This window comes from Streptomyces sp. NBC_01304 (assembly GCF_035975855.1).
GTDB lineage: Bacteria > Actinomycetota > Actinomycetes > Streptomycetales > Streptomycetaceae > Streptomyces.
The window spans coordinates 10,567,853-10,590,826 of record NZ_CP109055.1; the positions used below are offsets into that span (position 1 = coordinate 10,567,853).

Here is a 22,974-nt window from a genome sequence, read left to right on the forward strand (position 1 = left end):
GCGTGGCGGACGAGGCGGCCTGCATGAGCGCCAGTCCCTCTCCCCGCAGTGGCCAGATTCTTTCACCCTCTGACCATCTGGCCGCTGATGTCGTACGACGACGAAGGTGCACGCTCGAGGGCATGAACATCCTCTGGATCTTCGCCCACCCCGAACAGCACTCCCTCAACGGCTCCCTGATGTCCGACGCGCTCGGCGCTCTCGACGGGCTCGGGCACGCGTACCAGGTGTCCGACCTGTACGCGATGAAGTGGAAGGCGGTCCTCGACGCCGGCGACTTCGGCGACGGGCCGTCCGTCCGTGAACGGCTGTTCGTCGGAGCCGAGCAGGAACGCGCGTACAAGACGGGTGAGTTGAGCGCCGACATCCGTGCCGAGATCGAGAAGCTGGCCTGGGCCGACGTGCTGGTCCTGCACTTCCCCCTGTGGTGGTTCGGGCCTCCGGCGATCCTCAAGGGCTGGTTCGACCGGGTCCTGGTGCAGGGTCTCGGGTTCGGCGTGAAGACACCGGACGGGCACACCCGCCGGTACGGCGACGGCGGTCTGACCGGCAAGCGGGCCCTGGTCGTCACGTCAGTGGGGGCTCGGCCGCCCGGGTTCGGGCCGCGAGGGATCCATGGGCACGTGGACGAGGTGCTGTTCCCGCTGCTGCACGGCACGTTCTGGTACACGGGGATGGCGCCGCTCAAGCCGTTCGTGGCGTACGGCGCGGACCGGCATGACCCGGCGGACTACGCCCGTACGTCCGCCGCGCTGCGGCAGCGGCTGCGCACGCTGCCCGACGAAGAACCGCTGACGTACCGGCCCGAGGCGGGCGGTGAGTACGACGACGAACTCGTCCTACGGCCCGACCTCGCACCGGGCCGCGCCGGCCTGGGAGTTCACCAGCGGTGAGAGTGCAGGACTCTGGCTGCCAGCCGGCCTCGCGAGTGTTTCCCCGGTGACGGGTCAACGGGGCCGGGTCCTGCGTCGATTTCCAGCTTGGATGCGAGAACGGAACCAAGTCGGCCTCTACGCACAGCTCCATGCCCTGCCCTGGAAGGACGTCACGGCGAAGCACTACGACCGCACCGCCGGGAACGGCCGCAAGGAGACCCGAGGCGCGCGGGTCCTGACTGTCGACGACCTCGACTTCCCCCAAGGAGTCCAGGACCTGCAAGCGCACCCGCGAGACCGTCTGCCGCGACCGACCCGGATGTGGGAAGCGGTCGGCCGAAGGGCGGTAGTGGTCGTGGCCTGCTGCCCATGAAGGGCGCGAACTTGGGTGGTCCGTGGGCCGCCTGGAACCGTGCGCAGGGTCTCGCTCAGCATGCTGCGACGTGCCAGGTGAAGCGGATTTCGGTGGAGCCGGAGACCCGTGTGAGGATCGCACCATGGACACCCCCACCCTCACGGAGCGCCGGTCACCATGGGTCGTCTTCACCCGCGTTGACGACCCATGGGTGAGCAGCGAGACAGCCAAGCTCCGCGAGCAGGGCGGGCGCGTGTTCCGGCTCGACGGCCGAGAAATGCGCGAGCCGGCCTCGCTGTTTGCTGCCTTCGCCCGGGAGTTGTCCTTTCCCGGCTACTTCGGCCGCAACTGGGACGCGCTGGTGGACTGCCTGCACGACTGGCACGGCCACGGGGGCGATACCAAGGACGCCGCCATCCTGATCGACCACGCCGATGCCCTGCTCGGTAGCGAATTCCTCGGCCTGTTCGTATCGGTCCTGTGCCAGGCCGGCTGGAAGGCAAACCTTCAGCTCGACGCCGATGGAGTTCCGCACGCGAACTGGCCACCGTTCACGCTCCACTTCGTCTTCCTGCTCAATCACACCCCGCCCGCAGCAGCTGCCGAGGCCGCAGCTCACGGCTTGGATGTCGGCGTGGCCCTGCGGGACGGGCGCTTGACCGCGACCCTCACCGGTGAGGACTGGCCCGGCGCTGACCCAGCCATGCCATTCCCTGCGCTTCCGGCCAGGCCATGATTGTTCGCACCGGGTCGGCTGGGGGTCATCGGTTCACGGCCGGGCGCTGCCCGGGGTGAGGATTTCCATGAGGTGTCCGTCAGGGTCATGGAAGTAGGTACCCCTGCGGCCTTTGCTGGCCTGGCTGCGATAGACCTGCCCGATCTCTTGGCACTTGGGATCGCCGTAGTGGGTGATTCCGCCGTGCTGGATGCGGGCGAGGGCGGCGTCGAACTCCCGCTCGCCGACCATGAACGCGTAGTGGTGCGGCTCGAAGTCGTCGAGCTGGTCGTAGTCCAGGCTGACTTCGTTGGCCAGCGTGACCGGCGTGAAGTGCGCCACCGGCGGGTCGACACTCAGGCCGAGGATTCCGGCCAGGAACTGCGCCGACGCTTGCGGGTCACGGGCGGGGACGATGGTGTGATTCAGTTCCACGGGCATGGTGACTCCTTTTCAGGCACGGGACTACGCGTGGCGGCGGCCGCCGAGGTGGCCTCGGCGGCCTTCCTCACGATTGATGGGGTCAGGCGGGCTGTGGGGCGAGGGTGGCCGGTGCGGCCGCGACGTTGCGGGTCTCGCGCAGTATCAGCAGGCCATTGACGACCATGAGTGTCGCGGTGAGGCAGTGGACGCCGAGTGCGGTGGCGACGGAGCCCTGGTGGGCCAGCACGGTGGTCATGTCGCCGTACGCGGCGAGGGCTTCGACCAGCAGCGCCCAGCCCAGCGCCCGGCGGTGGCCGGTCACCAGCAGGATGCCCAGGACCAGGGCCAGGACGACGTCGCGGATTCCCTTGATGATCAGGAAGCCGCCGCCGTCGCCGGACGGCCAGCTCGGCAGGCCGAAGCCCGGCGCCGTCGTCTGCGGGCTCAGGATGAACTCCGTCCCGAACCAGAGGATGAAGAGGATGAAGGCGGCGGCCAGAACGGTGTTGATCTTCTTCAGTGTCATGGTGCTTCTCCTTGCGGGTCGTCATCGGCTGGGTTAGGTGCGTGGAGCTTGCCTAGTGGTGTGTGGGCCTGATCGGGCCGCGCAGACCCGGCTGATCGGGGAGTTGGGTGGCCTGCTGCCCGGGGGAGCGGGGAGCGTGCGCGCCGTCGGCGCGGGGCCGGCGCGGGGCCGGCCCGCGGGCTCAGACGAGGGCGGTGACGAGCAGGGTGAAGGCGGCGATGATGACGGCGACGCGGGCGTAGTGGTAGCGGTCCCAGCGGTTCATCTGCTGCTTCCAGTCGGCGGGCCGGTTCTCGGGGGTCCAGGTCTTGCCCTGGTTGTTGATCGGGACGAGCAGCAGGATCGACATGATCACGCTGAGGATCAGCAAGGCGCCGGAGGTGACGACGAGGCCGGCGCCGTCGTGGTCCCATCCGGCGATGGCCCAGGTGGCGACGAGGATGAGCGAGCCGATGTACCAGACGGGCATGACGGCGCCGAGCATGCGGCCGCCGTGGCTGCGGGCGCTTTGGTTGCTGTCGTCAGGGAGGGCGCTGAAGATCGGGTTCATGACGAAGGCGACGGCGAACTCCACTCCCACCATCAGGCCGACGAGCACGGTGGTGACGATCTCGAGTGCGTTGAGCATGGTGACCCCTCTTGGTATCTAGCGTCGCTAGGTGATGAGGCAACGCTAGTACTACTGCCGCTCTGTTGTCTAGCGGTGCTAGGATTCAAATCATGTCGGTACAGGAACGCAAGCAGCGCGAACGGGCGGTCCGCGAGCGCCTCATCGTGGCGACGGCCCGCGAACTCGCCGAGCAGCAGGGCTGGGACGCGGTCACCACCCGCAAGCTCGCCGAGCGCATCGAATACAGCCAGCCCGTCCTCTACAGCCACTTCCGCGGCAAACGGGAGATCATCGGCGCCGTCGCCCTGGAGGGCGCCGCCGAGATGGCCGTGGCGATGCGGACCGCGACCGGCGCCGCGGAGGGCCCGCGCGAGCGGGTCGCCGCCCTCGCCGGCGCCTACCTCGACTTCGCCGCACACCATCCGGCGGTCTACGACGCCCTGTTCCAGCTCGACGGCGGCCTGGCGTACGCGCAGGAGGACACCCCCGAGCCGTTGAAGGATGCCTTCGCCGCGATGCTGGAGAGCCTCGGCGAGGTCGCCGGGGACGGCGTCCACCCGGGGCTGTTCACCGAGACGTTCTGGGCGGCCCTGCACGGAATCGCGACCCTGACCCGGGCCGGACGGCTCCCGCCGGAGGGCGCCGAGCAGAGGGTGGAGCTGCTGGTGGACCGGCTCGCCCTGGTCTGACACGCCGTCCCGGCGGACATGCGACGGGGCCCTCGGGCCTCCGCCGCGTGCCCGCCTGCCGCAACGCTTCTGGTCGCCCGCACCCGCACGGCGCAGCCGTGGAGCGCCGGGCCTCTGCTGTCGGTGACGCGACAGTTGAAGGGCTCGGGGAGCGAGGTGCAGGCGCCGGTTGTGCAGTGCACGGTGCGTAGGCCCGCGCTCGGCTTCGGCGTCGGAGGTGATGGAGGCCGGCCGCCTGACGTGACCGGCGTACAGGGGCATGCCCGTGATGCTGACATCTGACGATGCGTCAGTTACGGTGCGGGCATGTTCTTCTCGCTGGGGCTGCCGACCCATCTGGTGGACGCCGGTACTGACTTGGTCAGTGCCGAGGCGGTCATGGAGATGGCGCGTGCCGCCGAGGCCGCGGGGTTCGACGCGGCCTTCGTGACCGATCATCCCTTCCCCGGTGATGCCTGGCTCGCCCATGGCGGGCACCACACCCTGGACCCGATGGTCGCCCTGTCGTTCGCCGCCGCCGCGACCTCTACGCTGCGCCTGCACACGAACCTGTTCGTACCCGCATATCGCAATCCTTTCGTCTGCGCGAAAATGGTCTCCTCGCTCGATGCCCTGTCGGGCGGTCGCGTCATCCTGGGCGTGGGTGCGGGCTACCTGGAGCCGGAATTCACCGCCCTGGGCGCGGACTTCGCCGCGCGCAACGACCGGCTCGACGAGGCACTGCGCGCCATGCGTGCCGCGTGGAGCGGTGAGTCGGTGGTGTTCGAGGGCTCGGGGTACGCGGCGGCCGGCAACACCATGCTGCCCCGGCCCGTGCAGCGGCCGATACCGGTCTGGGTCGGGGGGAACAGCAAGCGGGCGATACGTCGCGTGGTGGACCTCGGCGACGGCTGGCTCCCGATGCCGGCCCCCGCCAAGGCCTCCAAAAGCCTGCGCACACCCGGCATCGAATCCCTGGCCGACCTGTCTGCCCGTCTCGACTACCTGCGTGAGTACGCAGAGTCGGTGGGCCGCACCGACCCCGTCGACGTCACCTTCATGCCGCGGGGCCTGAGCATGTTCTCCGGCGCCGGGTTCGACGCCGACGCGCTCCTGGCCGACCTTGCCGAGCAGGCCGCCGCCGGGGTCACCGGCGTCACCATCGCGCTTCCCGCCCGCACCCGCAGCGAGTTCCTCGAACAGGCCGCCGCCTTCGGCGAGCAGATCGTCCCCCACACGAAGTGAAGAGCTGGATCTGGTCCCTGTACGACAAGCCGAGTGGGCTTTCGGCGCACAGGGCGCCATAACCGGTCCGTCGCCGGTCGACCGGCGCACTGCGGTCAGCGAACACCCGCCACTTGAGGTGTGTGACAGCAAACCCGGCCGTTTCGGCGTCCATTGCAACAACGACCGCGCCAGTTCACTTCAGGTCCGGCGAGGAGCGCATCGCCCTCGCCCGGAAGGCGCGTACGGCACGAGCGCCTGGTCACGATCCAGCAGGCGGACGGAACGCCGTCGTCGATGCAACAGCAGTCTTCCTGCGGTGGGCGGGGAACCTCAGCACGCCGCACGGCGTTCGTGTCACTGACGGCCGAACGAAGCCGAGCCGTCGGCTCACAGTGCCCAACTGCTGATTGCGTACGACGACTTGGCCAGGGGGGCAAAAGGCGTGCAGCACCCCCGCGAGCATCCCGCACACTCCTCGCGCCCGGCCGCCGCCATGCTCTGCGCGCTGCTCGCGGCCTTGACCTTCCTCCTGCCGGTGTCGGCGAAGTCGGCGCCGGCGTCCCGCCCGTCCTCGACGGGCACGGCCGCGACGGCGACCGCGCAGGCCTCCGTGACCGCCGACACGCAGCGGCCTGTCACGGCGGCGCACCCCGTGCGCGGCCACAACGACACGGTGCCGTACCCGTTCCACGGCTTCCTGGGCCCTGGCGCCGGGGACACGGCCCCACACCGCGCTGTCGGCGGCCCCGCCGTGCCCGTGGCGGCCGCCACGGCAGGAACGAGCTCGGGCACCCACGCGTATCGCCCGCGCGGCCCGCCGTCCCGATGGAGCACCGAAGTCCGTATCGACGCCTGACCGTTCGCCTCCGCGCCCGGCAAGGACGTCGACTCCGTCTGCCTGCCCATCGTGGAGAATTCATGTCTCGCGCGCCCCTGTGGCGGGCGATCATCGCCCTAGGTGTGATCGCCGCCTCGCTCTTCTTCGCCCTCACCCAGCCCGCCCGCCTCGGCCTCGACTTGCGCGGCGGCACCCAGATCGTCCTTCAGACCAAGGACTCACCCGCCGTCGAGGCCAATGCCGAATCGACCCAGCGGGCCCTGGAGGTGCTGCGCCAGCGGGTCGACGCGCTCGGCGTGTCCGAGCCGAACCTGTACCGGTCCGGACAACAGCGGATCTTCGTCGAGCTGCCCGGCCTGCAGGACCCGCGCAAGGCCGCCCAAGTCATCGGCCGCACCGCCCAGTTGACGGTCCACCCGGTACAGGGCACGACGGACAAGCAGAACGAGAACAACGGAAAGCCGGCCAAGGACGGCTCACGCACCCTGGCCGACCCCGACCGCAAGGGCAGGTTCCTCAAGCTCGGGCCCACCGCCCTGACCGGCGAGGGCGTCAAGGACGCCGAGGCGGTCCTCGACCAGCAGAAGATGTCCGGCTGGACCGTCAACCTCACCTTCCGCGGAGAGGCGGGCAAGGACTGGGCACGGGTCACCGGAGCGGCGGCCTGCGCCCCGCAGGGCGCCCCCGACCGGCGCGTCGCCATCGCTCTGGACGGCAAGGTCCTCTCGGCACCCGCCGTCAACGCGGACGTGCCATGCAAGACCGGCATCGCCGGCGGCTCCACACAAATAACCGGCGGCTTCGACCGACAAGAGGCCCGCGAGCTGTCCGCACTCGTCAAGGGCGGTGCCCTGCCGGTGCCCGTAGACGTCGTGGAGCAGCGCACCGTCGGCCCCACGCTCGGCGCCGACGCCATCGCTGCCAGCACCCAGGCCGCGCTCATCGGACTCGCCCTGACGGGACTGTTCATCCTCGTCGTCTATCGCCTGCTCGGCGCCCTGGCCACCCTCGCGCTCGCCCTGTACGGACTGATCTCCTACGCCGCACTCATCGCCCTGGGCGCGACCCTGACCCTGCCCGGACTCGCCGGTTTCGTCCTGGCGATCGGCATGGCCGTGGACGCGAACGTCCTGGTCTTCGAGCGTGCCCGGGAGGAGTATCTGGCGGCCCGCGCCTCGAAGCCGGCCCTGAAGGCGGCCTCGCCGCACCTGGACAAGCCGCTGCGCACCGGCTTCAACAAGTCCTTCAGCGCGGTCGTCGACTCGAATGTGACCACGCTGCTCGCGGCCGGGCTGCTCTTCTTCTTCGCCACCGGACCCGTCAAGGGCTTCGGCGTCACCCTCTCCATCGGTGTCCTCGTCTCGATGCTCTCGACCCTGGTGATCACCCGGGTCCTCGCCGACTTCGCGATCCGCCGCCGCTTCGTACGCAACCGGCCCGGCCTGACCGGCATCACCTCCACCGGCAGGGTGCGTGCCTGGCTCGCACGCCGCCGGCCCCGCCCCCTGCACCACCGGCGCCGCTGGCTCGGCGTCAGCGCGCTGCTGATCGTGGTGGCCGTCACCGGAATCGGCCTGCGCGGCCTGGACTTCGGAGTGGAGTTCACCGGCGGACGCCTGGTGGAGTACAGCACCAGCAGACCCCTGGACGCGGACGCAGCACGTACGGCGGTCACGGACGCCGGGTTCCCACGCGCGTTGGTGCAGGAATCGGGGGACGGCAACATCTCGGTACGCACCGGTGAGCTGAGCAACGACCAGCAGCACACCATCAAAACAGCGCTGGCGAAACAGGGCGGCGAGGTCACCGTCGAGCGGGACGAACTGATCGGCCCGAGCCTCGGCGACGAACTGCGCAGGAACGCACTCATCGCGCTCGGCATCGCCGTCGCAGCCCAACTGATCTACCTCAGCGTGCGGTTCCGCTGGACGTTCGCCACCGCGGCGGTCTCCGCCATGGTCCACGACGTGCTGCTCGTGGTGGGCCTGTTCGCCTGGCTCGGTAAACCCGTCGACAGCGTCTTCCTGGCAGCCCTGCTCACGGTCATCGGGTACTCCGTCAACGACACCGTCGTCGTCTTCGACCGGGTGCGCGAGGCGCGCCGCCGCGATCCGGCGTCCGACCTGGAAACCACCGCGAACAACGCCGTCATCCAGACGCTCCCACGCACAGTGAACACCGGCATGGGCGCCCTGTTCATCCTCGCGGCCCTGGCCATCCTCGGCCGCGACGCGCTCGCGGACTTCTCCATGGCACTGATCGCCGGCGTGCTGATCGGCACGGCGTCGACGGTGTTCACCGCCGTGCCGATCGCCGTACAACTCGAGAGCAGCCACCCGGCGCCGCCGGCGCACCCCAAGCGCACCAAGGACAACGGGGCGCGCAGTCCGCTCGAGCGACGCGGACGGGCACGGGATTCGGGCGCTGTGGTGTGAGGACGCGCGAAGGCTCGCCGGCTCACTTTGTGTGAGAACGGGTTCAGAGAACCGATCCGTGTTCTGTGGGCCGCCGGGTGGCCGATTGGGCGAGGTGGCCGAGCACCCCCACCAGCCGGGTGGTGGGAGTGCTCGGCAGCGCCATGCCGACGAGCAGGGCGGGTTCCATCGCGATCACCGCGGCGGCGAGCGCGTATGTCTGGGCTGGGGGAGTCCTTCGAGAAGGTTCTCGATCACGCTCTGCTGTCCTGCTCCTCGTGGCGGGCACCCCCACACCGGCACAGGGCCGGTGTGGGGGCTGCCAGGTGGTGGACCCGTGCCGGCGGGAGGTTGGGCAGGACGAGTTCGCTGTGGAGGAGGTGCCGGTCGGTTGCCGTGCGCAGGGCGTGGCGGGCGGCGGCTTGGCGGCGGTCCATCTTCTGCAGTGTGCGGCCGCCGGCGTAGCTGAAGAAGGAGAGCCGGCCGCCTGGCCTGAGCGCGGCGAAGAGCTGGCGGAAGACGGCCTCGATCTGGTCGGGCGGGAAGTTCGCGAACGGCAGGCCGCACACGATGCTGTCGTAGCGCCCGAGCATCTGGTCCTGGACGAGGCCGTGCCGTAACCGGGTGCGTGGCGCGAGGGCGGTCAGCAGGGGGTCGCGGTGCAGGGCGTTGGAGAGCCGGTGCGCGAAGTGGGGGTTGGCTTCGACGAGTTCGAGGGTGTCGTACGGGCCGAGGCGCCTGGCGAGGTGTCGGGTGACGGCTCCGGTGCCGGGCCCGACTTCCAGGACGGCGCGGGGCTGGTCGGGGCCGCCGGGGTGGACGTGGCGGATGAGCGCGCGGGAGAGGGCGGCGCCGCTGGGCGCGATGGCTCCGGTGCTCCGGGAGGTGCGGGTGAACTGCCGGAGGAAGACGAGGGCGTCCGAAAGTGCGGCCGAGGCGGTCTGGGTGGTCATGCGGGTACCTGCGTGTCGGCGGTGTTCTCGGTCCGGTTCCCGGCGGACGGGTGCGTGTTGGTGTCTCGGCGCAGGGGGTTGGGCCAGGCGCGGTGGCCGAGCAGTCCTAGCACGGCGGGCAGCAGCAGGGCCCGTACGATCAGCACGTCCAGGGCGATGGCCAGGATGAGGCCGATGCCGATCATCTTCAGGAAGGTGATGGAGGAGGCCGCGAAGCCGCCGACCACGACGGCGAGCAGCAGCCCGGCGCTGGTGATGACTCCTGCGGTGCGCTGCAAGGCGGTGGCGACGGACTCGGCCGGAGCGCCGGTGGCCAGGTAGCGTTCGCGGACCCTGGAGAGCAGGAACACTTGGTAGTCCATGGCCAGGCCGAAGGCGATGGCGACGATGAGGACGGGGAAGTTCGCGTCCACGGCACCCACCGGCTCGAAGCCGAGCAGGCCGGCCCCGATGCCGTACTGGAAGATCAAGGTGATCACTCCGAAGGCGGCGAGCAGCGACAGGGCGCTCATGGCCACGGTGATCAGCGAAATCGCGAGCGACCGGAACGCGAGGAACAGGACGAGCGCGGAGACGGTGGCGACGAACACCCCCATCCAGAGGGCGCGTTGGCCGATCATGTCGACGATGTCCACGCGGGAGACGGGCATGCCGGTGAACAGCGTTTCGGCACCCGTGGGCGGGGTCTGCGCGCGCAGGTCGCCGACCATGGTGCGGGCCTCGGGAGACATCGGGTCCGGGCTGTAGTGCAACGTGATCCGGGTGAGGTCGCCGTGGGCCGCGGTGACGGAGGTGTCCTTGATGCCTTCGACCGTGCCGAGCCGCTCGGCGTAAGCGGCCACCTTCGCGGGGTCGTTGGCAGCCGTGCCGTGCGGGTCGACGACGGCGGTGACGGTTTTGGTGGGGTCGTGGTCGAAGTGGTGGGTGAGTTGCTCGGTGACCTGACGGGCGTCGGCACCGGTGGGCAGGACCCAGTCGGCCGGCCGCGCCCAGTTCACGCCGAGTGCCGGCCCGGCGAGCCCCAGCAGTGTGAGGACAAGCAGTGCGGTGGTGAGCAGGGGGCGGTTCATGACCTTGTGGGCCATCCGGTACCAGCGGCCCTGCTCCTGCGGGCCGCGTGCCGTGCTGCCGGAGCGGCGGCGCAGGAACGGCAGCCGTCCGGCCTCGATGCGGTGTCCGGCGAATCGCAGCAGAGCCGGCAGCAGCGTGAGCGAGCCGACGACGGCGAAGACCACGACCGCAACTGCCGCGTAGCCCATCGAACTGAGGAAGCGGGAGGGAAACAGAGCGAGACCGGCGAAGGAGATGGCCACGGCCAGGCCGGAGAAGGCGACCGTGCGCCCCGCGGTGGCGGTGGTGCGCTCGACCGCCTGGTCCACGTCGGCACCCGCGGCCAGTTCCTCGCGGAAGCGGCCGACCATGAACAGCGCGTAGTCGATCGCGAGCCCCAGGCCCAGGATGGTGATCACGTTGATCACCGAACTGGACAGCTCGGTGAAGAAGGACAGTGTCCGCAGCACGACCAGGGAGCCGAGCGCCACCAGGACGCCCACGGCCAGCGGCAGAGAGGCCGCGACGACGCTGCCGAAGACCACAAGGAGCAGCACCAGCAGGACTGGCATGGAGAGCATCTCGGCGCGGGCGATGTCGGCACCGGTGCGGGCGTTGACCTGTTCGGTCATGGCCGCCGTGCCGCCGAACCGGACGGTGACGCCGGAAGCAGCGGGCACCGCGAACCGGTCCTTGATCTTGTTCAGGGCGGTGACCTGATCCTGATCACCGTCGGCGGTGAACTGGACGACTGCGTAGGCAGCATGGCGGTCGCGGGAGACGAAGTCCCCGGCCCGAGCGGCACCGTTCTCCTTCGACCAGTACGACTCCACGCGTGAGATGCCCTCACGGGGCACCTTCTCCAGGGCCTTGCGGACGGGAGTGGCAAAGGCCGGGTCGTCGACGGTGTGGCTCTCACTGGCGTAGAGCACGACCAGGTCGGCGGACTGGCGGCCCAACGGGCCGGCGAGTATCCGATCGGCCCGGACGGACTCACTGCGCGGATCATCAAATCCGGCGCCGCCGGTCAGCGTCCCGAAGGTGCCCGTCCCCCACACACCGCCCAGCACGCTCAGCAGCACCGCTGCGACCACGACCCACCAACGGTGACGTGCGGTTAGCCGTCCCAATGAAGTAAGCATGAGCCCCTCGATAGATAGTAGATAGCTCTACTGCCGGTAGTTGGACTATCTATCATGGTCGGGGAGCAGTGCAAGCCCCAGTTTCGACAGCACGGAGGATCAGCCATGCGCATTGCGGAGCTCAGCAGCCTCAGCGGCGTAGCAGCGCCAACGATCAAGTACTACCTGCGAGAAGGGCTCATGCCGCCCGGGGAGCGCACCAGCCGCAACCAAGCCCAGTACGACGACCGGCATGTGCGTCGGCTGCGCCTCATCCGCGCTCTCCTCGACGTGGGCGGACTGTCCGTTGCCGTGGCGCGTGACGTCATCGCCGCGCTCGACAGCACCGACACCGGCACCCACAAACTCCTCGGCGCAGCGCAACACACCGTCACCCGCACTGTGACGTATTGCGACGACGACACACGTACGGCGGCGACCACCGAGGTCCTCGGACTCGTCCAGCGCCTGAACTGGAAGGTCTCCCCCCAGAGCCCCCCGCTCGCCGCGGTGGCCGAAGTCCTCGGCGCCCTACGGGAGTTGGGCCAGGACGACTTCGCCGACCGGCTCGACGACTACGCCCTCGCCGCCGATGCCATTGCCGCCACCGACCTGGACATCATCCGGCGTCGAGGCGACGTCGACAGCATGGCCGAAGGTGTGGTCCTGGGGAACATCCTCGGCGACGCCCTCCTCCTCGCCCTGCGCCGCCTCGCGCAGGTTCACCGGTCCGCCGAACTCTTCGAGTCGTGACGCGGGACCGCCCGATCTGCGGTGCCTTTGGTGTTGCAGAGGCAGGTGGCCTTGCCCCGGCCGATGGATGGACACCGAATCAAGGGTGTCTCCGGTTCGCTGCGCTGCGAGTAGGGGAGTGGCTCAGTACCTTCGGTCCGGGTGCCACCGGGTAGGCAGGGCCTGGACGGGAAAGCCGAGTTGGGACAGTGCGCGGAGCAGTTGCCGGTTGTACGCGGTCAGTTGGTCGACCGCTCGGGCGGGATGCTCGACGTCGGTCCGCAGCTGGGCCGACTCGGTGGCGCCCTTGGTGCGTAGTTCCTTGAGCTTGACGACGTGTTGACGCAGACGGATTTCGGAGTCCGGCGTCTGTCCGCATGCCCTGACCTGCGTGTAGAAGTCGTTGTCGAGGTCCAGGTGGCGCTGTGTCAGCACCTTGCGCGGAAAGCCAGCTTCCTGGGCCAGGGCGACGATCGTCAGCGCGCCGTTGGAGTGCTGCGCGATTCCCTCCAGGATGCGGTCCATTGCCACGCGGACAAGAACGCCGAGCTCGATCAGCTCCGCCAACGGGTCACCAAGCTCAACCTCGCCAGCGCCGTCCTCACGCACGAACGCCGAAGAGATGGAAGAGACCTGACCTGTCTCCGGCAACGTCATCGACTTCCCCGGCTCGAGATCCTGAACGGCCGTGACGAACCTACCGAGTCCGCTTCACCGCCGCGGCAGCCTTGGTGAACGAGCTCGTGCGCAGGCGGCAGACGACAAGCAGCTGGGCGAAACCATCGCCCGCTACGGGCGCGTGGACCTTCTCGAAATCGATGAGCTCGGCTATTTCGAACTGGACCGCCGCGGTGCGGAAATGCTCCTCCAGGTCCTCCCTGAGCGTGTGGAAGAGAGCAATATCGCGATCGCCTCCAACGCGGCATTCAACACAGCGCACATGTTCCGGCGAACCTGTGCCAGGCGGCAGCGAAACGTCACGGGTTGGGCTTGGAGAGCCACATCGCACCGTACGACTGCGTGAAGTCTTCGGCTACTTCGTGTGTGGCGAGGTCATCGGTGTCCAGGGCGCGGTGCACGAGCCGGCCGAGGAGGTCCCAGGCTTCGATATGCGCGAGGAGCTCGGCGAGGCGCCGGTACTCGTCATCGTCGGCCGAGTCGAGTCGCTCCAAAACGAGAGGTTCGAGCAGCGGTACCAGGTCAGCGTGCGGGATGCGGTCGATGGCCTGTCGGGCGGCCAGAGCCCACCCGTGAGACAGGGAGAGGCCGACAAGGTCGCCGAGCACAGCCGGAACGTCATCGGGGAGTGCCGCGAGGAAGTCGAGGGCGGCGCCCTGTTGCCACGGTCCTGCTCCTGCGGCCAGCGTGGCTTTGAGGAGCCCTGGCCTGTCGTGGGCCTTCTGGTAGAAGTCGGCTTGGCGGCGGTGCATTTCCCGCTTGGTCTCGACGAATGCCTGCCAGAGCTCGTCGTCGGATAGTGGGGTGCTCATGGGCCTTTCTCCGTCAGTGTGTCGGGGAGCCGTGTCCGGTCGACGTGGTCGGCGAGATAGATCATGACGCCCTCGGGTTCCATGCCAAGGGCCACGGCGACGAGTTCGGGGTCGAGGACGTTCACCCGGTCGGCGAGGCGGGTGCATCGCAGGGCCCTGGGTGGGATGCCGTAGGGGTCCAGGACGCGGCTGACATGGGCGGTCGACGCCGGCGCCCGACCGGCCTGGTGATCCGGGTGACCACGACGTGGGGGTTGCCGGTGCGCTGGCTCTCGCGGTGGGCCAAGCACCGTTGCAGAACCGACCAGCTGGCCGGGTCCAGCGGCACTGGACGCGGGCGCTTGCCCAGGCGGACAGTGCGGTCTGCCGGCTCGATATCGCCCACGCGCAGGAGCCGGACTTCTCGGCTGGAGGCCGCGTGCAGGAGGGCCCAGGTACACGAGCAGGGCCACGCAGGAACCGGCTGCCCCGCCCTGCGTGGTCGCCCCGCCTTGCGTGGTGCCCGTCCCCGCGCAGGCCACGGACAAGCTCATCAGGGCAGCCGCGAGCGCCATCCGTACGCTCACCAACCCAGCCGCCCCCGCGCTCGCCGTCCCATCAGCCGTCCGCCTGCCCGCCGTGCGCCAACCTCCCCCAGCCGCCAGCACTTCCGGCACGCCGGACCTTGGACGCCAGAGGGCCGCGAAAGGTTAGCTCTCTGCTACGTGATGGCACCACCACAGGCTGCTGCAGCGTTCGTCACGTGCCTTGCTCTACGCAATCCGGCCCTGGGGAATGCCCTGCTGGTCGGTGCGGGACTGGTATCGGTCTTGGTGCTGATCATGCGGCGTTGAACGCCGAGCCCGGGCCGCAGCAGTGGCGCCACGCGTCTGGCCCAGCGCCCTACCGTTCCGTCGCAGCCCCCGGCTTTGCGCGCCTGGTCCGAACCGCGCCCGCCCTGATGTCCGGCATCCAAAACTTGCGATCAGCGGGAGGCGCAGGCGGTGACGAGCCGTTCGTAGTGTGCCGCCGTCCCGGCGTGATCGAGCTCCCGCCTTCAAAGCGCGAGCGATTCACCGAACATGTCTTGGTGCGGTACGTTCCGGTGACGCTGGCGCTACGGGGGTGCGTGGTGGCACGAGAACGGCTGCCGATGGTGGGCGTGGCACTGGGGCTGGCGCTGGTCATGGCGGTGGGTGGCGGGTGGTACCAGTGGAGCGATACGGGCAAGCGCTGGCGCTTCGACGACAAGCTCGCGACGTACTGCGACGGGTTGATCCCGCAGGCCGAGTCCAGGCCCTTCACCGGCCGCCGCACCGATTCCGGCGAGCTGTGGGAGGACACCAACGGCAGCGAGCAGAACAGGCACTGCACGGTCGGGGAAATGAGCCTCCTGGTCGGCCTGGTCCCGGCGACGGGCGTTGGCTCCCGGGAGGGCGGCCCCAACACCGTCGCGCAGCTCAACGCGAGTGTCCCGACATACCCGCCGGCCCCCCTGGGCGGCGGCTGGCGCGGCTTCACGGACACGGTCAAATCCGCTGTGGTCCTGCCGTGCACGAACCGGAATGCCTCGGTGCTCGTAACGGCTGATGACGCAGACGGCGACTATGGCGACGCCCGCAGGGCTCGCCAAGCTGCGGAACTGGTCGCCGCGGTCGCGGTAAAGGCGGCTCGGCACTGGTCCTGCAGCGCCGTCGGCGGTGGGCGCATCCCCCTGCTCTCGGCCCCCGGTCTGGAAGCCGCAACCGGCAGCGCCTCCGGAACCTGCAGGGGCGTTCCGCTGCGCACCTACAACATCGTGTCGTTCACGGAGACGCAGGCAAGCGGCGCCTCGCCAGTGGAATATTGCCTGTTGGGCGAGGATGCGATGCTGGAGTCCGCGTATGGCCCCTACGCGCAGCGCCTGCGGCGCGGTCCCGACGAGCCCGCGATCTATCCCGGTACAGCCGGTATGAACAACGTCGCAGTATGGGCGAGTGCCAAGTGCCGCGAGTATGGCTCCGGGGCACTGTTCATACTCAGGCGGGTCCCTCTCGAAGAGCCGGACCCCGGATACCAGATGCCCCCCGACGAGCGGACGCAGAAGCTGGCCCTGCTGAAGGGCTTCGCCGAGCGCTCCGCGAAGCAGCACGGCTGCACGGGCCTGCAACTCCCTCACTGAGCCTTGCAGCGGTGCACTCGGCCGCCTGGTCGCGCGGTTCGGCGGCACTGGGGTGTCGTCACCGTAGACCAGCTGGATTCCGGCACGGTGACGTAGCGTCATTTGGCACCGTGGGTGTGGTGTGACGACCTTGTCAGCGTGCGCCGTCCCGTCGTGGTCGGTGTCCGCGGTTGCCGGTGGGAGGCCACTGCTCCTCGGCCAAGGTTCGTCGTTGGTGGCGGCGCTTGCGGAGGCGAGCCCGATCGCGCCGCCCGCGAGCAGTGCCGCGGCCGTGGTCTGCGTAGCTGTCTTCTGTCGGCGGCCAGTGGAAGATCCCGCGTACGGCCGGCTCGATACCCCACCCGACTGTCACACTCAGCAGTCTCGGCCCTGGTCAGTCTTCGTCGTCGCCATCGGCACCATGCTTCGGGTGAGTCCGCCGAGTGGTCATTGCAGGCAAACCTCCTCGCATTCGGCGCCTCTTCAAAGGGACACTGCGGCCATGGAGTTCCTCTGCTATCACCGCGACCGCACCGGTTCCCTGGCGCTGCGCTACGAACTGAACGACGCGCACTTGTCCTACATGGACGGATACGCGAAGGAGATGATCGCCCGTGGTCCGACCTTCGCGGACGACGGCGACACCCTCACCGGTAGCGTGCACATCCTCGACCTGCCCGATCCTGCCGCTGCTCGCGCGTTCGCCTTCGACGAGCCGAACTACCAGGCCGGCGCCTACCGGGACGTGCTGGTGCGACGGTGGCGCAACACATTGGGGCGCACCATGTGGGACTTCCCCGGCGGCCGGACCGGAGGCAACCGGTACCTGGTGCTCGGCCTCGGCACAGGGCAGGCTGCCGACCTCGCGCTGCCGCCCGAGCGGAACGAGCTGATCGCCTACGGGTCTCTGCTGTCCGACGATGACGCCCTCTGGCTGGGCACGGCGGCGTTGGTCCGGGCGCCGGACCCGGACACCGCACGCGCCATCCTCACCCAGGACCGGTACGCCGACATCGAGGTGCACAACTGGGAGTTCGGCGGGCGGCCGTCATGAACGAGGGCGCCCACCGACGCCATCGCCGTGACGTCACGCTCTGCAGGCGCAATGGCCGCCAGCGGGGAATTGAAGTGGCCACACCGGGAGCTGAAGTGGCGGCGATGACGGTCACGTGAGCGTCGGGCTGGCAATTCGCCGCCCAGCACAACTTCGTCAACCGCATGATCGGCCAGCTCTGCCATGGCCTCCAGCAGCGCCATCCAGATGACGAGGCACTGGCCTTCCCGGCACCACCGCCGAGATCGGCACAGCGGCCGCATAGCCGAGTGCGTCTACTGGCCCGGGACCGACACCCAGGGAGCGAACCGCTGATCGGGGCCTGCATCCTCGCGCCAGTAGCGCAGGACCGTTTCCTGGACGATGTCGAGGCGCTCTGCGGCGATGAGGCACGAGACCGGCTCCTGCCCGCCGGTGTGGGCCTCGAAAGCGACCACGATGGGCGGCTTCTCTCCGAGCTTACGAGTGAGTTTCAGGAGCTCGTCGGGCCACGGGGAGCGGAAGACCGGATCGTGAAAGCCGGACGGGCAACTGACGAAGGCCGGATCGCTGAAGATCACTTCCAGGCCATGGTGGTAGGTCAAGTCGTGGCCGGCGGCGAGCCTGAGCTGTCCGCCATCCCAGGCGACGACGTCCCAGTCCCACCAGGACCCTTCGGGAAGCTGGATCGCAGCATGCGCTGCTTCGGCATCCACCGGCGGCGCGCGTGAGACTTGACGCCTTAGGACCCTGAGGCGTCTGGATAGACACCTCAGGGCGGTAACTCGTCAAGCGGCAATCGCACGTTGGGCGGGGAACGCGGTTTGTTCCTTTGTGTCAGGCCTCGCGTGGGCGTGGACCTGGCGAGGGCAGGCGATGGGTGGGGTTCGTAGGATCGTTGCTGATCGCAGTTTTCTTCTTGGGGGATCGGTTTGAATCCGCTTGGGTGGATCGGTGAGGCGTCCGATGTGTATTGCCTGGTGGTGGCGAAGGGTTTGACTGGGCGTGAGTTGTTGCTGCGTCTGGAGGCTGACCCGGCGGACTTGTTCACGCCGCAGGATGAGGACGAGGCGAACGAGTTCCTGTGGGCCGGGATGGAGGACTACTGGAGTTGGGGTGCTGCCCGCGCAGGGGAGGCGAATGGGTGGGCGTTCGCTTTGGAGCCGGCCAGTATCTGGGCTGCGAGTCCTCGGAGGTTGGAGCGTGCCTCTGCCGGCACCAGCGTGGTGTGCTGCTGGTACGCGGACGGGAACGGGGAGCTCGCCTACTGGCAGGACGGCTCGTTGCTCACCAAGTTTCAAACGCCGACCCCGCAGGAGCGGTCCGGAGCAGACCCGGACCACCTACTCGAGGCGATGGGACGCGTCGGCCTCGCTGGTGAGGAGACCTCAGATCCCCGCCTTGCCGGGCTGGCGCTCGCCCACGAGGTGACCGGTATGGCCCTGTCGCAACAGGACACCATGCTCGTGCTCACGGGAAAGCTTCCGGCCGACGACGAGGAATGCGACGACGCTGACGGGGATGGCGATGAGCCGCTGTCGGGCGGCGTGTTCGACTATGTGGGCGGCCCCGTGGGCGAACCCCCGGTCGTGCGCGTGGTGGTGGGCGAGGTGGGTGCTCTGCCGCGCGGTGCCGGCGCCGAGCTCGACCATCGTGCGGCCGGTGAGGTCGCCGAGCACCTCCGCTCCGACCTCGCCTTGCTGGTACCAGTTCCAGCAGAACCGGTCGACGATCTCGACGGTGTCAGCCGTGGTGCTCGGGCGTTTCAGGGCCTTGCCACAGGCGGTTATCGGACTCTCTTTCTTGGATACCCCCTGCTTTAGCTGGGGGAGGAATCGAATCGTGAGCGGTTCTTGACGCGCTCACCAGCCGCTGAATGCCCTGGTAGAGCTGCTAAGGCTTGCTCCGCAATGATCTTCGGGTCGAAGTGGTCGCGGAGCGTGCGGCTGGAAGAGCCGCCGAGGAACAGGTGGTTGGGGATGTTCGCGATCCCTATGCTCGATGTGTGCAGTGGCATCAGGTGCTCGGCTTCGCGGCCGCAGTCACACCTCTCACAATGATTCCCGGTACCAGCTTCACGCTTGTCACGCAGCAGGTGATCGCTGGCTCGCGGTCTGACGGCGTGCTCGTGTCGTTCGGCTCAGGGTGCGGACTCCTGGTGCACGCAACGCTTGCCGCAGTTGGCCTGTCGGCGCTGGTCATGTCTTCGGCCCAGGCGTTGACGGTAGTGAAGCTCCTGGGCGGCATCTATCTGATCTGGTTGGGCGTGACCACATGGCGCTCAGCACGTCGTGGCATCGAAGTGCCGCAACGGGTGCGGTGGCGCTCGCCGTGGGCTCGGCTTGGAGGCTTCGGGCAGGGGCTGTGGTCCAACGTCCTCAATCCGAAGGCGGCATCGGTCTATCTCACCCTCGTCCCACAGTTCCTCACGTCCAGCCGCCCCCTCGCGCCGCAGATCGCGACGCTCGCGGTCGTGCATGTGGCCATCGTCCTTGTGTGGCTGCTGTTTTGGACGTCTGTGGTCGCCGCCGCGCGCACGATGATCGACACGCCTCGATTCCGGCGAGGGATGAGTCGGCTGGCGGGAGCTGTGCTGGTCGGTCTGGGAGTTCGAACCGCAACGGCGAGGTAGCCCACACCTCTTGGGCAGTCCCGCAGCCGCGACCACTGATGCAATGATCTTGCTGTGGCTGGCGTGATCACGGCGATGCCAACTTTCCTGAGACCGGCATATCGGAGTCAATGCCTGAGGTCTCGGGTGGCGCAGCCGCATCACCAGGCCAATGACGATGTTGTTATCGTTCGGCAGGTCCTATTTGTGCAGCTGAGGGAGGCTGGCGGGTGTCCGCTCTGGACTTCTATGCCCATGTCGCCACCCGCGGCGACGTACTCGGCGCCGGCCTCGGCTCGAGTCCTGACCGCTGGGAAGCCGCGCTGGGCGTGCGATCGGTTGACGTTCCCGGTGGCGGCCTCCTGCGGCGAGACCACGGGCTGGTGGAAATCAACTTCTCACCGGATCAGCCGGGGCGGCGGGGGCAGATGTCATGCTTCGGCTTCGGCGTGAAGATCCAAAGACTGCTGTACGGCCAGTCACCGGACACTGTGCCGCCACCGCTTGCGCGGGTGTACGGGGACTTCGCGTCCCGAGTCCGTTTCAAGGAACTGCAGGCAGCGGTCCTGGCCATGGGCCACACGATCGAACTCGACAAGGAGAACACGTCGCGGGACATGGACTGCTTTCGCGTATCCGAGTCCGAGGCCCGCATCCACGTCATTGTCGAGCCCGACCCGTACGGGTCGGGAGAGCCTGATCCAGACGGACACCAGGTGGGCGACGTCTGGTCCATCGACCTGTAGAACCGATGCCTCGACAGCGGCCGAGCCATCCCGAGGCTTTGCTTGGTCTCTACGTCACCCCCCCCGGTCTCCAGCTGGCCCATACCGCTCTTCTCCGGGCGGCATGAGCCAGCTGATGGCACCGGGAACGAGGCACGATTCCTGGAACGCTCGCGGACGCGTCGTGGACGGTCGCTGTACGCGTCAGCTGGCTGGAAGACCGACCGCCAGGGTCAGTTCAAGGACCCGGTGTGGCGATGCGAGATCCGGGAACAGCTCCCGCAGCTGCGACATCCGGTACCGGACTGTCTGGGGATGGACGAACAACGCCGCCGCCACCTCGTCCCGCCTGCCCTGGTGCAGCAGCCACTCCCGCAACGTCTCCTCCAGCCGTCGTGCGGTCGCGGCAGGCAAGGCCCGCAACGGTGCGAGGGCCCGGGCGCGCAGGTCCGCGAACGCGTCCGCGTCGGCGCTCAGCACCAGCTCGGGCAGGTGCTCCTCGGTGTCGCGGATTTCGGGGGAGAGGGAGCGCGCGCGTACGGCTCGTGCGTACGAGGCGGACGCACGGGTCCATGGCCGGGCCGGGCCGACCACGGCGGTGCGGTCGGTCAGCTGCCGCAGGAGATGTGGCCGGTCGGCATCGGGGATGAGCAGCACGCCGGTGGCGTCCGGCAGATCGTCTAGGACGAGGGTGCCCGGGTCGAGCGTGCGGTAGGCGGGCCGGGCATGGGCGGCGGGCAGCAGGACAGCGGTCAGTGAAACCGGAGGCTGCCACCGGGCCCGTTGGACTGAGGCCAGCAGCGTGTCGGGGCTCGCGTCGGCGAGGAGGTCGCGGGCCAGGTGTTCCAGGTGGCGCTCGTGTGCCCTGCCCTGGGCGGCCAGTTCGTCGGCGTGGCCCGCGGCGCTCGCGGCGGAGAGCTCGTCGATGTAGGCGAAGGTCAGCTCGGCGAACTTGGCGACCTCGGCGGCGGGCAGACCTGCGGTGACGGCACCCGCTGCCAGGCATCGCCAGGCCACGCGGGCGCCGACGCGGTAGGCGCTGAGCAGGGCATCCATCGAACGGCCGTCGCGCACCTCCCCGCGGCCCAGCTCGTAGGCCGCGTCACCGCCGTCGCCGCCTGTGGCGTTCCCGCTCACGAGGTCCAGGTAGTGCCCCAGGGCGGTGCGGACGGCCCGGCGGATGGTGGCGCCCATGCGTCCCGAAAGGGCGTTGGCGTACGGAGGGACCTCGTCGATGATCGCCTGGACGACTTCGTCGGCGGTGGTCTTCAGCACGGCCCGCAGCGCGGTGACCGTCGTCTCATCCAAGGCCAGTTCGCCGGCTCTGCGGATTGCATGGTTCACGTTTTTGTTCCCTGCGAACAATTCAGTCGACCAAATTTACGTCCTGCGGTCAGGACTTTACGCCTTGAGGCGCACCAAGCTGGGGTCATGACGAGTACAGCCCTGCGCAGCAGGGCGTGGAAACTGCTGGAGATGGTCACGACGCCGCTGCTGCCGTCGGATTACCTCGACCTGGTCAGCCCGCTGCGTGCGGGCGCCGACCTGCGGGGGCGCATCGAGGCTGTGCACCCCGAGACGGGTGACGCCGCGACCATCGTGATCAGGCCGGGACGGGGCTGGCGCGGCCACAGGGCCGGTCAGTACGTGCGGATCGGGATCGACGTCGAGGGGGTGCGCCTGTGGCGTGCCTACTCCCTCACCTCGCCGACGAACCGCCCAGACGGCCGCGTCACGATCACGGTGAAGGCGATCGAGGACGGCAAGGTCAGCAACCACCTGGTCCGCAGGGCGAAACCGGGCACGCTGATCCACCTCGACCAGCCGACCGGTGACTTCGTACTGCCGCAGGCCAAGCCAGCCAAGGTGCTCTATCTGACGGCCGGCAGCGGCATCACGCCCGTGATGGGCATGTTGCGCGACACCAAGTTCGACGACGTCGTCATGGTCCACTGCGCGCCGCGGCCGCAAGACGTGATCTTCCGCAGCGAACTGCACGATCTGGCCGCGGAGAAGAAGCTGCGGCTCACCGAGGTGCACACCGACACGGACGGCATGCTCGACATCGCCCGTCTCGACGAACTCGTGCCCGACTGGGCCGAGCGCGAGACCTGGGCCTGCGGGCCCGCGGGCCTGCTCGACGCCGCCGAAGAGCACTGGACCGAGCACGGCGTACAAGAGCGCCTGCACACCGAACGCTTCCGCCCCACCGTCGTCGTCACCGGCGACGGTGGTGAGGTCACGTTCAGCGCCACCGGCAAGAGTGTGGACGCGGACGGCGGCACGCCGTTGCTGGACATCGGCGAGGAGGCCGGCGTGCTCATGCCTTCCGGGTGCCGTATGGGCATCTGCTTCGGCTGCGTCACGCCGCTGAAGGCGGGCGCCGTCCGCGACCTGCGTACCGGCGAGATCACCGAGGCCGATCCCGGCGTCCTCATCCAGACCTGCGTGTCCGCTGCCGCGGGCCCCTGCGACATCGAACGGTAGGA

The 22,974-nt window shown here is 68.9% G+C and carries 24 protein-coding genes and 1 pseudogene; 15 read left to right on the forward strand and 10 right to left on the reverse strand.

Going from position 1 to position 22,974, the window contains the following annotated elements; genetic code table 11:
• Window positions 1-122 precede the first annotated feature (122 nt).
• The 3 genes from OG430_RS47115 (at window position 123) to OG430_RS47125 (ending at window position 1,966) form a co-directional block, all read left to right on the forward strand.
• Window positions 123-893 (forward strand): NAD(P)H-dependent oxidoreductase, encoded by a 771-nt coding sequence (locus OG430_RS47115; RefSeq protein ID WP_327358894.1) that lies wholly within the window; start codon window positions 123-125, stop codon window positions 891-893.
• 91 nt (window positions 894-984) lie between these two features.
• Window positions 985-1,248: a hypothetical protein gene (locus OG430_RS47120; RefSeq protein ID WP_327358895.1), complete on the forward strand. Its 264-nt coding sequence runs from the start codon at window positions 985-987 to the stop codon at window positions 1,246-1,248.
• Between the two features lie 124 nt (window positions 1,249-1,372).
• Window positions 1,373-1,966 carry a barstar family protein gene (locus OG430_RS47125; RefSeq protein ID WP_327358896.1) on the forward strand — a complete coding sequence of 198 codons (594 nt, stop codon included), beginning with the start codon at window positions 1,373-1,375 and terminating at the stop codon, window positions 1,964-1,966.
• A 33-nt stretch (window positions 1,967-1,999) separates the two neighbouring features.
• Here OG430_RS47125 and OG430_RS47130 read toward each other — a convergent pair whose 3' ends face one another.
• The 3 genes from OG430_RS47130 to OG430_RS47140 all read right to left on the reverse strand — a co-directional run bounded on the left by OG430_RS47130 (window position 2,000) and on the right by OG430_RS47140 (window position 3,522).
• Window positions 2,000-2,386 carry a VOC family protein gene (locus OG430_RS47130; protein WP_327358897.1) on the reverse strand — a complete coding sequence of 129 codons (387 nt, stop codon included), beginning with the start codon at window positions 2,384-2,386 and terminating at the stop codon, window positions 2,000-2,002.
• Window positions 2,387-2,468: 82 nt separating this feature from the next.
• Entirely contained in the window at window positions 2,469-2,894 is a 426-nt protein-coding gene (locus tag OG430_RS47135) for a DUF4267 domain-containing protein (protein WP_327358898.1), read from the reverse strand.
• A 181-nt stretch (window positions 2,895-3,075) separates the two neighbouring features.
• Complete coding sequence (locus tag OG430_RS47140) at window positions 3,076-3,522, reverse strand: DUF1772 domain-containing protein (protein WP_327358899.1); 447 nt, start codon at window positions 3,520-3,522, stop codon at window positions 3,076-3,078.
• A 92-nt stretch (window positions 3,523-3,614) separates the two neighbouring features.
• Between OG430_RS47140 and OG430_RS47145 the strand changes: the two genes are divergently transcribed.
• The 4 genes from OG430_RS47145 to secD all read left to right on the forward strand — a co-directional run bounded on the left by OG430_RS47145 (window position 3,615) and on the right by secD (window position 8,672).
• On the forward strand, window positions 3,615-4,193 hold the full coding sequence (locus OG430_RS47145; protein WP_327358900.1) for a TetR/AcrR family transcriptional regulator: 579 nt from the start codon (window positions 3,615-3,617) through the stop codon (window positions 4,191-4,193).
• Between the two features lie 306 nt (window positions 4,194-4,499).
• Complete coding sequence (locus tag OG430_RS47150) at window positions 4,500-5,417, forward strand: LLM class F420-dependent oxidoreductase (RefSeq protein WP_327358901.1); 918 nt, start codon at window positions 4,500-4,502, stop codon at window positions 5,415-5,417.
• 424 nt (window positions 5,418-5,841) lie between these two features.
• Window positions 5,842-6,255 (forward strand): hypothetical protein, encoded by a 414-nt coding sequence (locus OG430_RS47155; protein WP_327358902.1) that lies wholly within the window; start codon window positions 5,842-5,844, stop codon window positions 6,253-6,255.
• 62 nt (window positions 6,256-6,317) lie between these two features.
• The gene (secD, locus tag OG430_RS47160; protein ID WP_327358903.1) at window positions 6,318-8,672 is read left to right on the forward strand and encodes a protein translocase subunit SecD; all 2,355 of its coding nucleotides are present in this window, start codon (window positions 6,318-6,320) and stop codon (window positions 8,670-8,672) included.
• 43 nt (window positions 8,673-8,715) lie between these two features.
• On the opposite strand, the gene OG430_RS47165 is transcribed toward secD, so the two are convergent.
• The 3 genes from OG430_RS47165 to OG430_RS47175 form a co-directional block, all read right to left on the reverse strand.
• Window positions 8,716-8,841 carry a hypothetical protein gene (locus OG430_RS47165; protein ID WP_327358904.1) on the reverse strand — a complete coding sequence of 42 codons (126 nt, stop codon included), beginning with the start codon at window positions 8,839-8,841 and terminating at the stop codon, window positions 8,716-8,718.
• 64 nt (window positions 8,842-8,905) lie between these two features.
• Window positions 8,906-9,604 carry a class I SAM-dependent methyltransferase gene (locus OG430_RS47170; protein ID WP_327358905.1) on the reverse strand — a complete coding sequence of 233 codons (699 nt, stop codon included), beginning with the start codon at window positions 9,602-9,604 and terminating at the stop codon, window positions 8,906-8,908.
• The gene (locus OG430_RS47175) at window positions 9,601-11,748 is read right to left on the reverse strand and encodes an MMPL family transporter (RefSeq protein WP_327358906.1); all 2,148 of its coding nucleotides are present in this window, start codon (window positions 11,746-11,748) and stop codon (window positions 9,601-9,603) included. The genes OG430_RS47170 and OG430_RS47175 overlap by 4 nt, the downstream gene beginning before the upstream one ends.
• Window positions 11,749-11,901: 153 nt before the next feature.
• On the opposite strand from OG430_RS47175, the gene OG430_RS47180 reads away from it, so the two are divergent.
• A complete protein-coding gene (locus OG430_RS47180; RefSeq protein WP_327358907.1) occupies window positions 11,902-12,528 on the forward strand; it encodes a MerR family transcriptional regulator in 627 nt (208 codons plus the stop codon).
• A 123-nt stretch (window positions 12,529-12,651) separates the two neighbouring features.
• Here OG430_RS47180 and OG430_RS47185 read toward each other — a convergent pair whose 3' ends face one another.
• The gene (locus tag OG430_RS47185) at window positions 12,652-13,074 is read right to left on the reverse strand and encodes a hypothetical protein (protein ID WP_327358908.1); all 423 of its coding nucleotides are present in this window, start codon (window positions 13,072-13,074) and stop codon (window positions 12,652-12,654) included.
• 131 nt (window positions 13,075-13,205) lie between these two features.
• Here OG430_RS47185 and OG430_RS47190 point away from each other — a divergent pair.
• A pseudogene (locus tag OG430_RS47190) lies at window positions 13,206-13,435 on the forward strand (ATP-binding protein); the annotation flags it as partial.
• A 49-nt stretch (window positions 13,436-13,484) separates the two neighbouring features.
• Here the strand turns inward: OG430_RS47190 and OG430_RS47195 are convergent.
• Entirely contained in the window at window positions 13,485-13,997 is a 513-nt protein-coding gene (locus tag OG430_RS47195; protein ID WP_327358909.1) for a hypothetical protein, read from the reverse strand.
• Window positions 13,998-15,015: 1,018 nt separating this feature from the next.
• Here OG430_RS47195 and OG430_RS47200 point away from each other — a divergent pair.
• Together OG430_RS47200 and OG430_RS47205 are read left to right on the forward strand one after the other, a co-directional pair.
• On the forward strand, window positions 15,016-16,137 hold the full coding sequence (locus tag OG430_RS47200; protein WP_327358910.1) for a hypothetical protein: 1,122 nt from the start codon (window positions 15,016-15,018) through the stop codon (window positions 16,135-16,137).
• 481 nt (window positions 16,138-16,618) lie between these two features.
• Complete coding sequence (locus OG430_RS47205; RefSeq protein WP_327358911.1) at window positions 16,619-17,170, forward strand: YciI family protein; 552 nt, start codon at window positions 16,619-16,621, stop codon at window positions 17,168-17,170.
• Window positions 17,171-17,445: 275 nt separating this feature from the next.
• Here OG430_RS47205 and OG430_RS47210 read toward each other — a convergent pair whose 3' ends face one another.
• Window positions 17,446-17,865 carry a hypothetical protein gene (locus OG430_RS47210; RefSeq protein WP_327358912.1) on the reverse strand — a complete coding sequence of 140 codons (420 nt, stop codon included), beginning with the start codon at window positions 17,863-17,865 and terminating at the stop codon, window positions 17,446-17,448.
• A 216-nt stretch (window positions 17,866-18,081) separates the two neighbouring features.
• Between OG430_RS47210 and OG430_RS47215 the strand changes: the two genes are divergently transcribed.
• The 3 genes from OG430_RS47215 to OG430_RS47225 all read left to right on the forward strand — a co-directional run bounded on the left by OG430_RS47215 (window position 18,082) and on the right by OG430_RS47225 (window position 20,506).
• Window positions 18,082-18,972, forward strand: a complete 891-nt coding sequence (locus OG430_RS47215) for a DUF6461 domain-containing protein (protein WP_327358913.1) — start codon at window positions 18,082-18,084, stop codon at window positions 18,970-18,972.
• Window positions 18,973-19,154: 182 nt separating this feature from the next.
• Window positions 19,155-19,781: a LysE family translocator gene (locus tag OG430_RS47220; protein WP_327358914.1), complete on the forward strand. Its 627-nt coding sequence runs from the start codon at window positions 19,155-19,157 to the stop codon at window positions 19,779-19,781.
• Window positions 19,782-19,990: 209 nt separating this feature from the next.
• Window positions 19,991-20,506, forward strand: coding sequence for a hypothetical protein (locus OG430_RS47225; protein ID WP_327358915.1), 516 nt, complete (start codon window positions 19,991-19,993; stop codon window positions 20,504-20,506).
• A gap of 183 nt (window positions 20,507-20,689) precedes the next feature.
• Here OG430_RS47225 and OG430_RS47230 read toward each other — a convergent pair whose 3' ends face one another.
• Window positions 20,690-21,829 (reverse strand): PucR family transcriptional regulator, encoded by a 1,140-nt coding sequence (locus OG430_RS47230; RefSeq protein ID WP_327358916.1) that lies wholly within the window; start codon window positions 21,827-21,829, stop codon window positions 20,690-20,692.
• Between the two features lie 87 nt (window positions 21,830-21,916).
• On the opposite strand from OG430_RS47230, the gene OG430_RS47235 reads away from it, so the two are divergent.
• The gene (locus tag OG430_RS47235; RefSeq protein WP_327358917.1) at window positions 21,917-22,972 is read left to right on the forward strand and encodes a ferredoxin reductase; all 1,056 of its coding nucleotides are present in this window, start codon (window positions 21,917-21,919) and stop codon (window positions 22,970-22,972) included.
• The last annotated feature ends 2 nt before the right edge of the window (window positions 22,973-22,974 follow it).

What these genes read in the sequence shown, in the direction of transcription:
- OG430_RS47115 (WP_327358894.1), top strand. Translation starts at nt 123, where the DNA reads ATGAACATCCTCTGGATCTTCGCCCACCCCGAACAGCACTCCCTCAAC.
- OG430_RS47120 (WP_327358895.1), top strand. Translation starts at nt 985, where the DNA reads ATGCGAGAACGGAACCAAGTCGGCCTCTACGCACAGCTCCATGCCCTG.
- OG430_RS47125 (WP_327358896.1), top strand. Translation starts at nt 1,373, where the DNA reads ATGGACACCCCCACCCTCACGGAGCGCCGGTCACCATGGGTCGTCTTC.
- OG430_RS47130 (WP_327358897.1), bottom strand. Translation starts at nt 2,386, where the DNA reads ATGCCCGTGGAACTGAATCACACCATCGTCCCCGCCCGTGACCCGCAA.
- OG430_RS47135 (WP_327358898.1), bottom strand. Translation starts at nt 2,894, where the DNA reads ATGACACTGAAGAAGATCAACACCGTTCTGGCCGCCGCCTTCATCCTC.
- OG430_RS47140 (WP_327358899.1), bottom strand. Translation starts at nt 3,522, where the DNA reads ATGCTCAACGCACTCGAGATCGTCACCACCGTGCTCGTCGGCCTGATG.
- OG430_RS47145 (WP_327358900.1), top strand. Translation starts at nt 3,615, where the DNA reads ATGTCGGTACAGGAACGCAAGCAGCGCGAACGGGCGGTCCGCGAGCGC.
- OG430_RS47150 (WP_327358901.1), top strand. Translation starts at nt 4,500, where the DNA reads ATGTTCTTCTCGCTGGGGCTGCCGACCCATCTGGTGGACGCCGGTACT.
- secD (WP_327358903.1), top strand. Translation starts at nt 6,318, where the DNA reads ATGTCTCGCGCGCCCCTGTGGCGGGCGATCATCGCCCTAGGTGTGATC.
- OG430_RS47165 (WP_327358904.1), bottom strand. Translation starts at nt 8,841, where the DNA reads ATGGAACCCGCCCTGCTCGTCGGCATGGCGCTGCCGAGCACTCCCACC.
- OG430_RS47170 (WP_327358905.1), bottom strand. Translation starts at nt 9,604, where the DNA reads ATGACCACCCAGACCGCCTCGGCCGCACTTTCGGACGCCCTCGTCTTC.
- OG430_RS47180 (WP_327358907.1), top strand. Translation starts at nt 11,902, where the DNA reads ATGCGCATTGCGGAGCTCAGCAGCCTCAGCGGCGTAGCAGCGCCAACG.
- OG430_RS47195 (WP_327358909.1), bottom strand. Translation starts at nt 13,997, where the DNA reads ATGAGCACCCCACTATCCGACGACGAGCTCTGGCAGGCATTCGTCGAG.
- OG430_RS47205 (WP_327358911.1), top strand. Translation starts at nt 16,619, where the DNA reads ATGGAGTTCCTCTGCTATCACCGCGACCGCACCGGTTCCCTGGCGCTG.
- OG430_RS47235 (WP_327358917.1), top strand. Translation starts at nt 21,917, where the DNA reads ATGACGAGTACAGCCCTGCGCAGCAGGGCGTGGAAACTGCTGGAGATG.